Raw genomic sequence first — 16513 nt, 5'->3', positions numbered from 1 at the left:
CCCCGCCTGTGCGCCCCGGTCTTGCCCGCCCCGCGCCCCCCACCCCCCGGGGGGGGGGGCGGCCCCGCGGCCGCCACTACCGGAGGAGCCGGCCCGCCCCATGGCGGGCCGGGTAGTGCCTTACTTCTTGACCGGATTGCCTTCGGCATCGATCACCGTCACCTCGCCCAGGTTCAGCGCGCGCACGGCCGCTTCGGTCTGCTTGAGGTCACCCACCACCACCCAGGTCAGCGCCTGCGGCTTGATCTCGGCGGCGGCCTGCTGCACCTGTGCCGGGGTCATCGCCTCGATCTCGGCCTTGCGGCGCAGCACGTAGTCATCCGGGCGCTTGAACTGCACGATCGAACCGATGGTCGACGCCACCGCGCTGGCGGTCTCGTAGGCACCGGGCAGGCTCAGGGTCTGGATGTTGCGGATGCGGTTGACCTCGGCGGCGGTGGCCGGCTTGCTGCCGTCGGCGAACGCGGCGATTTCCTTGCGCATTTCCGCCATCGCCGGGCCGGTCTTGTCGATCTGCACCGGCGCGCTGGCCATCCACGGGCGCTGGCCCACCGAATTGATCGCGCTGCTGCGCGCACCGTACGACCAGTGTTTGTCCTCACGCAGGTTCATGTTCAGGCGCGAGGTGAAGTCGCCACCGATCACGCCGTTGGCAATATCGAAGCGGGTCGAGCTGGTGGCGCTGGACGGCGCGACCACCTGGCCGGCGAACAGGTTGGCCTGCACCGCGCCCGGCTGGTCGATCAGGAACACACGCGGGCCCTTCGGCAATGCGACGTCGGTCGCCGCCTTCACCTGCGGAGCATCGCCGGCAGCCTTCCAGTCGCCCAGCTGCTTGTCCAGCAGCGGCACGATTTCCGCCAGCGTGGTATCACCGACCACGATCAGGGTGCCGTTCTGCGGGCGCAGCCAGTCGTGGTGGAAATCAACCAGATCTTCGCGGGTCAGGCCGCTGATCGCCGCCTCATCACCACTGCCAGTGAACGGAATGGCATACGGGTGGCCCTTGCCATACAGCAGTGGCGGCAGCACGCGCATCGCCACCGCACCCGGGTTGACCTTCTCCTGCTGGATGCCGGCGATCCAGGTCGCCTTGACCCGGTCGATCTCGCCCTGCTCGAAGCGCGGCTCGCGCAGCAGGTCGCGGTACAGCGCCAGCGACGGTGCCAGGTTTTCCTTCAGTGCCGACAGGTCCACGCTCATCGAGTCCAGGCCGGCCGAGGCATCCAGGCTGGCGCCCAGCGCATCGGCAGCATCGGCGAAGGCCAGCGAGCCGAGCTTGCCGGCGCCTTCGGTCATCAGGCTCATGGTGAAGTTGGCGGTGCCCGGCTTGCGGCCCTGGTCGGCGCTGAAGCCGCCCGGGAACTGGTAGCTGAACTGCACCACCGGAATCTCATGGCGTTCGGCCAGGATCACCTGGGTGCCGTTCTTCAGCGTGGCGCGCTGCAGCGCCGGGAACTTCAACTGGGGGAACTCGCGGGTCTGCGGCACGCCGGCCTTGCGGTCGACCTGCTCCGGCAGGGTGCTGTACTTGGGGTCCACCGCAGGAACGTTGAACGGCTTCGGCGCCTGGCTCGGGTCTTCCTTCAGCGCCACACGCTCACCCGGTGCGATCACCAGGGTGTGGCTGCCCTTGTCCAGCCACTGCGCGCCCAGCCGGCTCAGATCAGCAGCACTGGCCTTCTCGATGTTGGCCAGCGAGGTGCGGAAGCAGCCCGGGTCGCCGGTGAACACCGCGCACTCGGCCAGTGCGTCGGCCTTGCCGCCGAAGCCGCCGATGCGCTCGATGCCGCGGATGAAGCCGGCGCGGGCACCGGTCTTGGCGCGCTCCAGCTCGGCCGCGGTGGGGCCCTGCTTGATCAGGCGGTCCAGTTCCTCGTCGATGATCTTCTCGACCTTGGCCGGGTCCTGGCCCTGCTTGACCGTCGCCATGATCACGAAGTTCGAACCCAGCTGCGAGGTCGAAAGGCCCGAGGCGATGCTGTCCACCAGTTTGTCCTGGTGCTGCAGGCGCTGGCTCAGGCGCGAGGACTTGGCACCGCCCAGGACCTGCGCGAACAGCTGCAGCTGATCGACATCGGTGGTGCCGACCTGCGGCACGTTCCAGGCGCGGTAGATGCGCGCCTGCGGCACCTTGTCGGTCATCGTCTCGCGCGTGTCGGCGTTGCGCTTGGCCACGTTCACTGCCGGCTGCGCCATGGTCGGGCCGGCCGGGATGCTGCCGAAGTACTTGCCGACCTTTTCCTTGGCAGTGGCCAGGTCGATGTCGCCGGCCAGCACCAGCACCGCGTTGTTCGGGCCGTACCAGGTGCGGAACCAGGTCTTCACGTCATCCAGCGACGCCGCGTTCAGATCGTTCATCGAACCGATCACGCCGTGGTGATACGGGTGGCCTACCGGGTACAGCGCCTTGTTGAGCTGGTCCCAGGCCTGACCGTAGGGCTGGTTCTCGCCCTGGCGCTTCTCGTTCTGCACCACGCCACGCTGCTCGTCCAGCGCCGCCTGGTCGATCGCACCGACCAGATGGCCCATGCGGTCCGACTCCATCCACAGCGCCATGTCCAGCGCGGTGGTGGGCACGTTCTCGAAGTAGTTGGTGCGGTCGGTATTGGTGGTGCCGTTCTGGTTGGTGGCACCGACCTGCTTGAACGGTTCGAAGAATTCGCCGTCGTGGTTTTCGCTGCCCTGGAACATCAGGTGTTCGAACAGGTGCGCGAAGCCGGTACGGCCGGCCGGTTCGTCCTTGCTGCCCACGTGGTACCAGACGTTGACGGCGACGATCGGCGCCTTGCGATCGGTATGCACGATCACGCGCAGGCCGTTGGGCAGGGTGAACTGCTCATACGGGATATCGACCTTGGCCGGTGCGGTCGGCTTGGCCGCCAGCGCATGGGAAGGCACAAGCGTGCCCAGGGCGGTGCTGAGGGCGACGGCCAGCAGTGCAGCGCGCGGGCGAAGGGCGAGAGACATATCCGGATCCTTGGTCACATAGGTGAACCCCGATCCTAGCCTGCGCACGCAGCGGCAGGAATCGGCCAGCAGTCACTGGGGGTGTTTGCCCCTGTGCCCCATCCGCAGCGCCGATCTGCGCTGCCTGACCGGTCACAAGCGCCCGCCAGGACCGTCCGGACAGTGTCCGCAGCACATCGAATGGACAGGTGTCCGCCTACCGGACACTTCTCGACCAAACAAAAACTCTTGCAAATCAACAACTAAAAGTTGGCACGGGGATTGCTTGGTACTTCCTGCGCCAGGAAGGGCTTCAGATGAAAGCTGACTGAAGACTGAACAAATGCAGGAAACCGAAAATTTTCCTTGCAAGCCCAGAATTGGTGTACTACCTTACTACCACACCACTGATCACCAACACTAAACAGGCCCCGTCATGAACGCCAAGACCATTGCCATCGCCATCGCCCTGATCGCCGGCACCGCGGTTGTTTCGTCGGTGCAGGCCTCCGAATCCATCCAGACCCTGGCCACCGTGCAGGTCCGCCCGGCCGCCGACCAGCTGGCCCAGCAGGCCTGGGAACAGGCCAGCGGCATCCCGACCCTGGCCACCGTGGAAGTGCGCCCGAGCGCCGACCAGCTGGCCGAGCGCAACGGCTACGTTGCCGCCCCCGTTGCTGCCGCGATGCCGATCACCACCCTGGCCTCGGTGGAAGTGCGCCCGAGCCTGGAACAGCGCGTCGCCCTGGCCGCCGAAATGGAAGCCCAGCGCTACGCCGCCACCCTGGCTGCTGCCGCCACCAACGTCGCCAACTCGGTCATCGTCAACCTGCCGGCCCTGCAGGTGCGCCCGAGCGCCGCCGACCTGCAGGCCCTGGCCACCGAAACCGCCCAGGGCCTGCTGCGCCCGTAACCGGTGCCGCCCTGCCCAGCGCAGGGCGTGCGCCGTAAAGGCGGCGGTCATCGCAGGTACACTGCGCCGATGAATGCCGCGCCCCAGTTCCATGTGATCCTGTTCCAACCGGAAATCCCGCCCAACACGGGCAATGTGATCCGGCTCTGCGCCAACACCGGCGCGCAGCTGCACCTGGTCGAGCCGCTCGGCTTCGCACTGGAAGACAAGCAGCTCAAGCGCGCCGGCCTGGACTACCACGAATACTCGCGCCTGCAGGTGCACCCCGACTTGGACACCGCGCTGGCGCGGATCGCACCGAAGCGCTTGTTTGCCCTGAGTACGCGTGCCAGCGTGCGCTACGACAGCGTGGCCTTTGAAGATGGTGATGCGTTCCTGTTCGGCCCGGAAAGCCGCGGCCTGCCGCAGGACGTGCTCGATGCCTTGCCCGATGGCCGCCGCCTGCGCCTGCCGATGCGGCCGGACAACCGCAGCCTCAATCTTTCCAACACCGTTGCGGTGGTGATGTACGAAGCGTGGCGGCAGCACGGGTTTGCTGGCGGTGCGTAAACCGCCTCAGGTGAGTGTGGACCTGCTTCTGGTGGGTGCGGACCTTGGTCCGCACCGATGCCCGGTCGCGCGCTGAAGGAATGTGCCAACCAGGGTTGGCACCTACCAAAGCACATCCCAGGTGGCCGTGGCAGGTGCCATGTGCAGTTGATCCACGCCATGCGTGGATGGTGTTCCCCGCACCGCCTAGAACGCGTTGATGCCGGTCAGTTCGCGGCCGATCACCAGCTGGTGCACGGTCTCGGTGCCTTCATAGGTGATCACCGATTCCAGGTTCAGTGCATGCCGGATCGCCACATGCTCGGTGGTGATACCGGCCCCGCCCAGCAGGTCTCGACACTCGCGGGCGATGTCGATGGCCATCCGGCAGTTGTTCCACTTGGCAAGGCTGACCTGCTGCGGCTGCAGCTGGCCGGCCTCCTTCAGGCGGCCCAGCTGCAGCGCCAGCAGCTGCGCGGTGGTGATGCGGCGGGCCATTTCGGCCAGCTTGATCTGCGCGCTCTGCGTGGCCGCCAGCGGGCGACCGAACAGCACGCGTTCCTTGGCATAGCCCAGCGCTTCATCCAGGCAGGCAATGGCAGCGCCGATCGGGCCCCAGCTGATGCCGTAGCGGGCCTGGGTCAGGCAACCCAGCGGGCCCTTCAGGCCCTTCACGTTCGGCAGGCGGTGGCTGTCGGGCACGCGCACGTCGTCGAAGAACAGCGCGCCGGTCAGCGATGCGCGCAGGCTCATCTTGTGCTTGATCTCCTGCGTGGTGAAGCCGGCCATGCCCTTTTCCAGCACGAAGCCCTGGATGCCGTCTTCGGTCTGCGCCCAGACGATGGCCAGATCGGCCACCGGGCCGCTGGTGATCCACATCTTGCTGCCGCTGATGCGCCAGTCGCTGCCGTCACGCACCGCGCGGGTCTTCATGCTGGCCGGATCGGAACCGCCGTGTGCCTCGGTCAGGCCGAAGCAGCCGATCAGCTCACCGCGCGCCATCGCCGGCAGCCACTGCTGGCGCTGTTCCTCGCTGCCGTAGGCATAGATCGGGTACATGCACAGCGAGCTCTGCACCGAGACGAAGCTGCGCAGGCCCGAATCGCCGCGCTCCAGCTCCTGGCAGATCAGGCCATAGCTGACCGCGCCGAGGCCACCACCGCCGTATTCGGCCGGCAGGGTGGCACCGAGCAGGCCCAGCGCGGCGATCTCCGGCACCAGCTCTGAAGGGAAGCGGGCCTGGTCGAAGGCATCGCCGATGATCGGCAGCACGCGCTCGTTGGTGAAGCGGGCGACGCTCTCCTGCACCGCGCGCTCTTCCTCGTTGAGCAGGGAACGGACATCGAACAGATCGTACGGATGCAAAGCCATGGCACTCACGCGCAGTCAGGACCCGGCCATTGTCGGTCATCCGCAAGCATCGCGTCTGGCAGGTGTGGACCTTGGTCCACACGGAAGCGGGTCCGGGCGGTGAAACAATGTGCCAACCAAGGTTGGCACCTACCCGGCCACGTGCATTACGCTGCACCGCAGCAATCATGACGTGAACATCGTCGATCTAGCTCGATCACGCGCGGCCCGGTACCCTGACACATTCAAACAACCGTTTCGCTCGTGGCTGCACGCGCGATTCCCAGGCACCGCCGGTGGCCCCGATGCCGGCCCTACCCACGAGTCATGCAATCGATGAGCGCTGAAGCCAACGCCCTGCCCCCGCGTGAAGTAATGGAGTTCGACGTGGTGATCGTCGGCGCCGGCCCCGCCGGCCTGGCCACCGCGATCCGCCTGCGCCAGCGCGCGATCGAAGCCGGCCGCGAACTGTCGGTGTGCGTGCTGGAGAAGGGCTCCGAACCGGGCGCGCACGTCCTGTCCGGCGCCGTGATGGATCCGCGCGCACTGACCGAACTGTTCCCGGACTGGGCCGAGCGCGGCGCACCGCTGAAGCAGAAGGTCACCCGCGACGAATTCCTGTTCCTCAGCGAAACCGGCGCACGCAGCACGCCCAATGCGCTGCTGCCGGAGTGCTTCCACAACGAAGGCAACTACATCATCAGCCTGGGTGAAGTGACCCGCTGGCTGGCGCAGCAGGCCGAAGCGCTGGAAGTGGCGATCTTCCCCGGCTTCGCCGCAGCCGAGGTGCTGTACGGCGACAATGGTGAAGTGATCGGCGTGGCCACCGGCGACATGGGCATCGAGAAGGACGGCAGCATCGGTCCGGCCTTCGAACGCGGCATGGCGCTGCAGGCCAAGTACACGATCTTCGCCGAAGGCGCACGCGGCCACCTCGGCCGCCAGCTGATCGCGCGCTACAAGCTGGACGAAGGCAAGGACCCGCAGGCCTACGGCATCGGCATCAAGGAACTGTGGCAGATCGACCCGGCCAAGCATGAGCCGGGCCTGGTGGTGCACGCCGCCGGCTGGCCGCTGGACAGCGACACCTACGGTGGTGCGTTCCTGTACCACGCCGACGGCGGCAAGGTCGCCATCGGTTATGTGGTTGGCCTGGACTACAGGAACCCGTGGCTGAGCCCGTTCGAGGAATTCCAGCGCTTCAAGACCCATCCGTCCATCCGCAAGCACCTGGAGGGTGGCACCCGCATCGGTTACGGCGCGCGTGCGATCACCGCCGGTGGCCTGCTGTCGCTGCCCAAGACCGTGTTCCCCGGTGGCGCGCTGGTCGGCTGCGAGGCCGGCTACCTCAACGCCAGCCGCATCAAGGGCAGCCATGCCGCGATCAAGACCGGCATGCTGTGCGCCGATGCCGCGTTCGACGCGCTGGCCGCCGACCGCCAGCACGATGAACTGAGCGCCTACCCGAAGGCGTTCGAAGCCAGCTGGCTGTTCACCGAACTGCAGCAGGCCAAGAACTTCAAGCAGTGGTTCAAGAAGGGCCAGACCGTGGCCACGCTGATGACCGGCGTGGAGCAGTGGCTGCTGCCAAAGCTGGGCGTGCGCAATCCGCCGTGGACCCTGCACCGCACGCAGCCGGATCACGTCTGCCTGGAGCCGGCGGCCAAGCACACCCGCATCGCCTACCCGAAGCCGGATGGCGTGCTGACCTTCGACCGTCTCAGCTCGGTGTTCCTCAGCAGCACCAACCACGACGAGAACCAGCCCAGCCACCTGACGCTGAAGGACCCCAGCATTCCGGTGAAGGTGAACCTGGCCGAGTACGCCGGCCCGGAAGCCCGCTACTGCCCGGCGGGCGTGTACGAGTTCGTCGGTGAAGCCGATAACGCGCGCCTGCAGATCAACGCGCAGAACTGCGTGCACTGCAAGACCTGCGACATCAAGGACCCGACCCAGAACATCGTCTGGGTGACCCCGCAGGGCGGTGGCGGCCCGAACTATTCGGGCATGTGATTGCTCCGGGCTGCGACCGCGTGTCGCAGCCCACCTGCCCCGCTGCGTCGCTATCCTGCCCGCCCATGCGTGCTTTCCGCCTGCTCATCACCATTGCTTTGACCCTGGCGGCCACGGCCTGCCAGCGCCCGCCTGCGGCACCGGCCACGCCGGAACAGGCGCAGCAGCAGGCCATGCAGCGCGCGTTCGAGCTGTGCGCCGGCTGCCACACCGTGCAACCTGGTGGCATCCACCGCTTCGGACCCAATCTGCACGGCGTGATCGGCCGCCGCGCTGGCAGCCTGCCGGACTATGGCTATTCCGACGGCATGCGCCGCGCCGATATCACCTGGACCGCGCAGACCCTGGATGCGTTCCTGCAGTCGCCCACCCACGTGGTACCCGGCACGCGCATGTACAACGCCTTCCCCAGCGCCGAACGCCGCACACTGGTGATCGCCTACCTGCTGCAGCAGTCGGCTCAGTGAGCCAGGCGCTGCAGCTGTCGCTGCAGCCGTGCCACAAATTCCGCCACCGCCGCGAACAACGGCGCCACATCGGTTTCCGCCGCATCCTGCAGACGCTCCACCAACGCATTGGCCTGCCCGGCCAGCACTGTCGCTCCCACCGCGCCCAACCCACCGGCCTGACGATGCAGGTGCAGTGCGGCCGCCTCGCGATCTCCAGCCTGCAGCGCGCGCTGCACGGCGGCAAGATCGCCCTCGCTGGCCTGCAACAGGCTGTCGCGCAGCTGCTCGGCCACCGCACGCGAGCCGAAGCGCCGCTGCAGGCTGTCCAGATCGGGCAGCGTCCCAGCATCGTCGGCGGCGGACTCGGCCTGCGGCTCCTCGAACGACTGTCCCTGCGCCTGCGGCAACCAGCGCAGCAGTGCGGTGCGCAGCGTGGCCAGTGACAGCGGCTTGGCCAGCACTTCGTCCATGCCGGCCTCGCGGCAGCGCCGTGCATCGTCATCCAGCACACTGGCGGTCAGCGCCAGCACGGTCAGCCGCGGCTGGCCGTTGCGGCCCTCGCGTTCGCGCAGCAGGCGGGTGAAACCGAAGCCATCGAGCACCGGCATCCGGCAGTCGGTGATCACCAGATCGAAACTCTCCGACGACAGCCGATCCAAGCCCTGCTGGCCGTCACCGACCATCACATGCGGCACCCCCAGCTGCTGCAGTCGCCAGGCCATCATCGCCTGGTTGGTCGGGTGGTCTTCGATCACCAGCACCCGCGCCTGGCGCAGCGCCGGCGGCAGCAGCGAGGCCTGTTCCTGCTCGGCGACCAGCGCTTCCACATCACCGCTGCCGGCTTCCACCAGCGACAGCCGCACCTCGGCGCGGGTCCCTTCGCCCAGCGTGCTGTGCAGCTCCAGCTCGCCGTCCATCATCTGCACCAGGCGCTGGCAGATGCTCAGGCCCAGGCCGGTACCCCCATGGTCGCGCTGGATGTAGGCACCGGCCTGGGTGAACGGCGCAAACAGGTGCTGCAGCTGTTCCGGCGCGATGCCGATACCGGTGTCGGTGACGCTCAGGCACAGCGGCTGGCTGCCGTCTTCGGCGGTCGGCCCGAGCACGTCCAGCTGCAGCCGCACTTCGCCGCGCACGGTGAACTTGATGGCGTTGCTGAGCAGGTTGAACACGATCTGGCGCAGGCGCACGCCATCCACTTCGTGCGCGGCCGCCAGCTGCGGGTCGATCTGCACGTGCAGGTCCAGCCCACGTGCACTGGCCTGCGCCGACAACAACCGGCACACGCTTTCCAGCAATGGCCGCAGCGGCTGCGGCACCGGTTCCAGGCGCAGTGCGCCGGCCTCCAGCCGCGAGTAGTCAAGAATATCGTCGAGGATCTGCCGCAGCATCTGCGCCGAATCCTCGATCACCCCGAGGATGCGCTGCTGCTCGGCATCCAGCGGCGAATGCGCCAGCACTTCCAGCATGCCCAGCACGCCACTCATCGGCGTTCGGATTTCATGGCTCATGGTCGCCAGGAAACGCGACTTCGCCTCCGCCGCCTGTTCGGCGTCGGCCTTGGCCGCAGTCAGGGCCTCGGCCTGTGCACGCGCCTCGCTGACATCCACCCAGTATCCACTCCAGGTGACCACGCCCGCTTCCGCCGCATAGGGATGGGCCTGGCTGCGCACCCAGCGCGCGCCGGTGCCTTCAGGTCGCAGCCGGAACTCGAGAACAAGCGGTGCGAACTGGCGCGCCGCCTGCTCGACCGCATGCAGGATGTGCTCGCGGTCGTCTTCCTCGATGCGCTCCAGCAGGCACATTGCATCCTGTTCGGCCTGCTGCCGGCTGATCCCGAACAACGCCTGCAGGTCACCGGCAATGAACGGGAAGCTGAGGGTTCCGTCTGCCGCGCGGCGAGCCTGATAGACCACGGCAGGCAGGTTGTCGGTGACTTCGGCCAGGCGCTGTTCCAGGTGACGCCGTCCGGCCACCTCGCGGCGCAGCCGCCAATGCCCGATGGCGTGCACCAGCAGCGCGGTGAGCAGCACCAGCAGCAGCGGCACGCCCCAGCGCATCGCGCTGTTCCAGTCCAGGCCGTTGCGGTACTCGACGGCCAGCCAGTCCCCGCGCAGGGCCTCGCGCTTGCGCGGCGTCATCTGCAGCAGCAGGCGGTCGAAGGTGGTGGCCAGGGCGGCATGGCGGCGCTCAACCGCCAGCACCAGCTGATCGTTGAAACCTGCCGGTGCCGCCACCTGCAGGCGCCCCGGGAAGCGGTTGCGCAGCAGATGGTCAACCAGTGCCAGGTTGCCTACGTAGGCATCGGCGTCGCCATTGATCAGGCGCTGCAGGGCCTGTTCCGCGCTGCGTGCCGCGATGATCCGCGCCTGCGGCGCCTGCTGCAGCACATAGCCACGCACACGTTCCGGATCGGACAGCAGCACCCGCTTGCCCTGCAGGTCGGACAGGCCCAGCAACGCCGGGCTGTCACGCCGGCTGACGATCACGTTCGGCACGCTGATGAAGGGCTGGCTGAACACCCAGTCCGGGCCCAGGTAGCGAGAATCGGCAGGAATGCCCATCACCGCCTGCAGCTCGCCGCGGCGTGCCTTCTCGCGCACCTCGTACCAGTCATGGCTGTTTTCCACCTGCAGGTTGGCGCCAGCCTGCAGCAGGCGCCGCAGGTATTCGCTGGCCAGGCCACTGGGGTTGCCATCCTGGTCCGCGAACGACAGCGGCGCCGCGTTCGGCGCGAAGCCGATCTTCAACGGCTGCTCCAATACCCGTTTCTCGGCCTGGCTCAACGCCAGCTGTGCCGATGCCGACCACTGCGGAGGTGGCAGCCAGCGCTGCACCAGGGCATCGCGCTGGGCCTGGCTGGTCGCAGCCAGTGCCAGGTCCAATGCTTCGGCCAACGGCTGCTTGCTGTTGGGAACACCGAAGTGCAGCCGTTCGGGCGGCAGATCGCTGGGGCGCAGCAGCACGACCCCCTGCAGGTCCTCGCGTGCGATCAGTTCGGTGGCCACGTAGGCATTGCCGATGTAAACGTCGGCCTTGTCGTCTCTGACCATCTCCAACGCCGCCAACGAGCTGTTTGCGACAAGCTGTCGTGCCCGGGGAAAGCGCGCCCGCACCTGCGGGCCGGTCAGGAAGTCCTGCTCGATCACCACCCGCAGTCCATCCAGGTCGGGGATGTCGGAGGCACGCAGGTCATCCGGGCGTCCCACCAGGGCCAGCGGTGCCTCGCCATAGGCGGCGGTATAGACCATGCAGCGGGTGCGGTCGGCACTGAGACCGACATTCATCACTACATCGATCTCGCCACGACATGCCGCATCCAGCACGGATGTCCAGTCGGGATAGCGCCGTGCCTCCACCTTCACGCCCAGCTGACGGGCGAGAAGCGACAGATAATCCGGGCCCAGGCCGACCTGCTGGCCATCACGGAGGGACTCGAACGGCGGCCAGCCACTGTCATACTGGCCCACGACGATGCTCGGATGCGCGGCAAGGTACTCGCGCTGCAGCGGGCTGAGCGGCAACAGCCCAGGCACCGCCTGTGCCAGCGCCGCAGGCAGCACCAGCACGGCCAGCAGCAGGACCAGCCCGCGAACAGCCCAGCTACGCATCGGCGTTGATCTCCTAGAATCTGCCAGGAACCGCGATGGTCGCGGTCCGGCGTGCCCGGTGGCCATACTAGAGCATGAGCTTGCGCATCATCATCGCAGACGACCACCCGGTGGTCCGTATCGGTACCCGTGCCGTCATCGAATCGAGCGGGGTGGGCCGCGTGGTCGGCGAAGCCGACAGCGCGCAGGCGCTGATGGCCCTGCTCGGCAGCCAGCCCTGTGACCTGCTGGTAACCGACTACTCCATGCCGGGCAGTCCCCAGGCCGACGGCTTCGCCATGATCGGCATGATCCGCCGCCGTCATCCCGACCTGCCGGTGCTGATGCTCAGTGTCTCCAACAACCTGGCGATCCTGCGCATGGTGCTCGACAGCGGCGTGCTCGGCCTGGTCGACAAGAGTTCGTCGATGGACGAACTGCCACAGGCCATCCAGGCGGTCTACCGGGGCCAGCCCTACATCAGCCGCAGCCTGCGCGAGCGGGTCGAGGCCGCTGGCAGCTGGCGCATGCGCGAGGGCGACGGCAAGCCCCTGTCGCCACGCGAGGTGGAGGTGCTGCGGCTGCTGGGCACCGGCATGACCGTGAAGGAAATCTCGCTGCAGCTGCACAAGAGCGTCAGTACCATCAGCCGGCAGAAGGGTGACGCCATGCTCAAACTGGGCCTCAAGGGCGACGCCGAGCTGTTCGATTACCTGCGCGACGGCAAGATCTGAGAGCCAGATCACACAAGAAGGGCAGCTGCCACCGCCCTCTTTGACCGGCCGCCGATCTGTGCCAAGATGGTCCGGCATGAGTTCTCAATGCGAGGTCGAAGGAATCGACCGGCTCATGTCCTCGCTCCCGTTCCTGGTGGACGTGGCGCGGTTTCCTGCCGGCCGTCTGGCCCGGCAACGCTGACCATGGAGAGGCGCATGCATCATCCCCCCAAGCTATGTTGGACCCTGCCGTTGCGGCCTCTGCGCGTATTCGCGGCGTGCCTGCTCGTCTCTCTTTCCGCTGCCGCCTGCAGCGCCGCCGATCCGGCCCCCTCGTCCTCCCAGCCCGGCGCCCCTGCGCAGGCTGCCAATGCGCCCCGACAGGATGTTGCCCCGATGCAGACCCCCACCCCCGATGCCGCCGCCACCCCGCCCGACGCGCCGACCGTGATGTATTTCACCTACCAGGTGGACGGCGATGGCGCGACCTCCTATGAGGTCCAGAACGGCAGCGTGGCGACCTTCTGGTTCGGCCACACCTTCACTCTCGATGGCACCACGTACTACACGGGTTTCTCCTGGGATACCCGCGAGCACTACGGCAAGCCGGGCGAGCAGACGCCGGCCGGTCCGGATGACCGCGCCAACCTTGCCGAGGCCACCTTCGTGCTGGCCGGCACCGACGCCAGGAAGCCATGGAAGTTCCGTGGCCAGGAATGGACCATCGGCGCACTGGGCGCGTACGACAAGGCCGACGATGTCGATACCCGGCGCAAGCCGCTTGAACATCGCACGGCCGATGGTCGCCTGCTGCTGGCGGTGCCGACCAGCAGCTTCGACCGCGGCATCAGCAGCACCGGCTATGCGCTGCTGCTGTTCAACCCCAGGCGCAGCGAAGACGACGTGGACAGCAAGGTCTGGCGCTATGTCGGTTCAGTGCGCACGGGTGAGGACAACAGCGCCGCCTGCGACGACGGCAACGTGATGCCCTGCACCGACAGCGATGGCGAACTGGCCTTCGCTGCCGACGGCAACGGCCTGCCGCGACTGACCGTGACCTTCAAGGGCACCACCATCGAAGGCCCCGGCAAGACCCGCGCACTGGGTGCCGGCGACGCCGTGCACTACACCTTCGACAGCGCGACCCAGCAGTACGTCGCGCCCTGATAGCACCCGCCACGCGCGGGTTCCCTGTTGACCGACATGTTCTTGACTCACGGATGAGTCCGGTTGGCGATTCGCGGCACGCGCCGCTCCATCAACCCCGAGGAAAACGTCATGGCACAGCATGACTACAGCAGAAAGGAAGTCCTGGACATCGTCGAGCAGGTCGCCAGGCAGAAGGGCATCCCTGTGGATGACTTCATGCGTTTCGCGCACATCGAGACCGGCGGCACCTTCAACGAGCGCGCCCACAACACCTCATCCGGCGCCAAGGGCCTGTTCCAGTTCGTGCCCGGCTCCGCGCGCCAGTACCACCTGACCGGCCACGAGTTCGACCCCACCCGCAACACCGAAGCGGCCGCGCAGATGTACCAGGACAACCTGGACTCGATGGCGCGCCGCAACGAGCGCACCGGCAACCCGTACCTGTCCGGGGGCAACACGCCCACCGGGCTGGACCTGTACCTGGCCCACCAGCAGGGCAGCGCCGGCTACGGCTCGGTGCAGACTGCCATTGCCACCGGCACCTTCGGTGTGGTCCGCAACAGCCACGGCGACGAGATCAACATGCGCCGCAACGTGCTGAACCAGATCGGCTCCGACGCGAAGGCGCTGACCGGCCACACCTTGGCCGAGATGCGCGGGATGAACGACGGCGACCTGGCGCGGACGTTCTCCAGCTATTACATCCACAAGTACGCAGCGATCAGCATTCCGGAAAAGAACATCGAACCGCAGGCGGTAGTGCAGGGCCAGGGCCAGACCCCGGCAGCACCTGCACAGGCCAGCGCAGCCGTGGCGGCGGGTGCAGCCACGCTGGCGGCAACCGCAACGGCAGCTGCCACACCGAAGCCAGGCATTGAACTGCAGGCCGCCTACGAGGCCGGCGTGAAGTACGACGACGTCAAGTACGCCATCAACATTCCGGGCCACGCGCTGTACGTACCGGGCAAGACCGGCAAGAACGTGGAGCAGGGTTACATCGACTGTTCCGGCTGGGTCGGCACGCTGCAGAACCGGACCATGGACGAGATCAACCAGAAGGCCGGGCACGCGGTGTTCAGCAAGGCTGATCGCATCGATCTGGGCAACCTCGGTTCCGGTGGCATCGTGCGCAAGGCGTTCGACCAGTCCGGCGTGCTGCTGGACCGCGACGCGATCCTGAAGCCCGATGCGCTGAAGGAAGGCATGATCATCGGCCTGGATACGGCCAAGACCCGCCATGAGCACTGGAACGGCATCGACCACATCGTGATGGTGGTGCGCGACCCCAACACCGACAAGCTGCTGATCAGCCAGTCCACCGGCAGCAAGGGCGTGCACACCATGCCGGTCGAGGACTACCTCAAGCAGGTGAAGGACCACCCGAACTGGAAGCTGTACGCCTCCGATCCGCTGTCCAAGGCGCGCGACCTGCTGGAAAACCGCACCCAGTCGCACGAGCAGACCCAGGGCAAGCCTGCGGCCGAGCACAAGGCCGCTGCCACGCCGCACGCCGAACTGTACAAGCAGGGCGCGCACAGCGAGGGCGTGCGCAAGGTGCAGGAGCAGCTGGGCCACCTGGGCTACGTCGGCGCCGACGGCAAGCCGCTGGTCGAAGATGGCCGCTTCGGCCGCAACACCGACACGGCAGTGCGCCAGCTGCAGAAGGACAACGGCCTGGTGGTCGACGGCATTGTCGGGGCGAAGACCCTGGAGGCAATCAAGGACGCACGCGAACGGCCGTTGCTGAACGACGAGCGGCACCCGCGCAATCCGTTGTTCATCCAGGCCAGCAAGGGTCTGGAACTGCTGCCGGCCGGGACCTTCAAGGACCGCCACACGCTGGAAAGCGCTGCTGCGGCTTTGACCAAGGAGGCGCATGCCGCCGGCCTGCAGCGCATCGACTCGGTGGTGCCCAGCCCGAACGGTGAGCGCCTGTTCGCCGTGCAGGGCACCATCGGCGACCCGGCCGCCAGCCGCGTGGCGGTGGAGACCCGTGCCGCCAGCGAGCAGAGCCTGGCGCTCAGCAGCGGTGCCGTGCAGGGCGCGCCGAACGTGCTGCATCAGCAGCAGGACGCCCAGCAGGAGCAGGCCCGGCAGGCCCAGAAGGCGATGGGCGTCTAAGCCCGCGGCACCTTGGGAGAGAAGGGAGGGCCACGTTCGCGTGGCCCTTTCCCTTTCTGCCAGCTGAGCGGCCGGGGCCGCTTTCAGCCTTGCTTCATGCCGCCTGCCGCTAGATGAATGCGCAAGCCGCACGGTGGACCAGGCAATGTTCCGGCAATGTTGGAACGCCAGCGTGGACATCACGGCAGCCGGGGCGCCCCGCGCCCTCCCTGCCCAGCGTGGCATGCACCTCACAGGAGAACGAACATGCTCAGTACTTCCGCACTCAGCTTCCGTGGTCTGGCGATGGCCCTGGCCCTGCTGGCCGGTGTCGCCGTGGTCAGCGATGCCAGCGCGATGTCGAGGAAGGACAAGCGCACCCTGGTCGGCGCCGTGGTCGGTGGCGTGGCCGGCAACCTGCTCTCCAACGGTGATCCCGCTGCCACTGTCGGCGGTGCCGTGGCCGGCGGCGCGATCGGCAACCTGACCACCTCCGACCGCCGCGATCGTCGTTACTACGACAATCGCCGTTACGACAACCGCTACGATCGCCGTTACGACCGTGGCTACTACCGCAGCGGCTACTACGACCGCGGTGACGACCGTCGCTGGCAGCGCGAGCGCTACTACGACAACCGCTACTACCACGACCGCGGCCGCCATCGCGGCTGGTAAGCAGCGCGGCATCCCCCATGCCGATGCACGGACGGGCGGGTCGATGACCCGCCCGTTTGCGTTGGCCGCGTGCATGGCGTT

Annotated in this window: 11 protein-coding genes; 8 read left to right on the top strand and 3 right to left on the bottom strand. The window is 67.3% G+C overall.

All coding sequences use genetic code 11. The features are described from left to right. Positions 1–120: 120 nt before the first annotated feature. Entirely contained in the window at positions 121–2970 is a 2850-nt protein-coding gene (locus V3B64_RS18570; RefSeq protein ID WP_121505033.1) for a pitrilysin family protein, read from the bottom strand. Positions 2971–3385: 415 nt separating this feature from the next. Between V3B64_RS18570 and V3B64_RS18565 the strand changes: the two genes are divergently transcribed. Continuing rightward, on the top strand, positions 3386–3862 hold the full coding sequence (locus tag V3B64_RS18565) for a hypothetical protein (RefSeq protein ID WP_329914673.1): 477 nt from the start codon (positions 3386–3388) through the stop codon (positions 3860–3862). A gap of 69 nt (positions 3863–3931) precedes the next feature. Further along, positions 3932–4411, top strand: a complete 480-nt coding sequence (locus tag V3B64_RS18560; RefSeq protein WP_005407625.1) for a tRNA (cytidine(34)-2'-O)-methyltransferase — start codon at positions 3932–3934, stop codon at positions 4409–4411. A gap of 186 nt (positions 4412–4597) precedes the next feature. Here V3B64_RS18560 and V3B64_RS18555 read toward each other — a convergent pair whose 3' ends face one another. Next, positions 4598–5761 (bottom strand): acyl-CoA dehydrogenase family protein, encoded by a 1164-nt coding sequence (locus V3B64_RS18555; RefSeq protein WP_329914672.1) that lies wholly within the window; start codon positions 5759–5761, stop codon positions 4598–4600. A 315-nt stretch (positions 5762–6076) separates the two neighbouring features. Here V3B64_RS18555 and V3B64_RS18550 point away from each other — a divergent pair, with 315 nt between their 5' ends. Together V3B64_RS18550 and V3B64_RS18545 are read left to right on the top strand one after the other, a co-directional pair. Continuing rightward, positions 6077–7753: an electron transfer flavoprotein-ubiquinone oxidoreductase gene (locus tag V3B64_RS18550; protein WP_032130141.1), complete on the top strand. Its 1677-nt coding sequence runs from the start codon at positions 6077–6079 to the stop codon at positions 7751–7753. Between the two features lie 65 nt (positions 7754–7818). Beyond that, positions 7819–8220 (top strand): c-type cytochrome, encoded by a 402-nt coding sequence (locus V3B64_RS18545; RefSeq protein ID WP_121505032.1) that lies wholly within the window; start codon positions 7819–7821, stop codon positions 8218–8220. On the opposite strand, the gene V3B64_RS18540 is transcribed toward V3B64_RS18545, so the two are convergent. Next, positions 8214–11813, bottom strand: a complete 3600-nt coding sequence (locus V3B64_RS18540; RefSeq protein ID WP_107431627.1) for a transporter substrate-binding domain-containing protein — start codon at positions 11811–11813, stop codon at positions 8214–8216. The two genes, V3B64_RS18545 and V3B64_RS18540, sit on opposite strands and share 7 nt — an antisense overlap. Positions 11814–11887: 74 nt before the next feature. Between V3B64_RS18540 and V3B64_RS18535 the strand changes: the two genes are divergently transcribed. The 4 genes from V3B64_RS18535 to V3B64_RS18520 all read left to right on the top strand — a co-directional run bounded on the left by V3B64_RS18535 (position 11888) and on the right by V3B64_RS18520 (position 16432). Next, positions 11888–12526 carry a response regulator transcription factor gene (locus tag V3B64_RS18535; protein WP_032130138.1) on the top strand — a complete coding sequence of 213 codons (639 nt, stop codon included), beginning with the start codon at positions 11888–11890 and terminating at the stop codon, positions 12524–12526. Between the two features lie 378 nt (positions 12527–12904). Further along, a complete protein-coding gene (locus V3B64_RS18530; RefSeq protein WP_049398613.1) occupies positions 12905–13675 on the top strand; it encodes a hypothetical protein in 771 nt (256 codons plus the stop codon). Positions 13676–13786: 111 nt separating this feature from the next. Continuing rightward, positions 13787–15778 (top strand): XVIPCD domain-containing protein, encoded by a 1992-nt coding sequence (locus V3B64_RS18525; RefSeq protein ID WP_121505043.1) that lies wholly within the window; start codon positions 13787–13789, stop codon positions 15776–15778. 246 nt (positions 15779–16024) lie between these two features. After that, positions 16025–16432: a glycine zipper 2TM domain-containing protein gene (locus tag V3B64_RS18520; protein ID WP_125893081.1), complete on the top strand. Its 408-nt coding sequence runs from the start codon at positions 16025–16027 to the stop codon at positions 16430–16432. Positions 16433–16513 lie beyond the last annotated feature (81 nt).

This window comes from Stenotrophomonas sp. SMYL86, from assembly GCF_036320025.1.
GTDB lineage: Bacteria > Pseudomonadota > Gammaproteobacteria > Xanthomonadales > Xanthomonadaceae > Stenotrophomonas > Stenotrophomonas maltophilia_A.
This window is presented reverse-complemented; position numbering and strand designations above follow the sequence as displayed.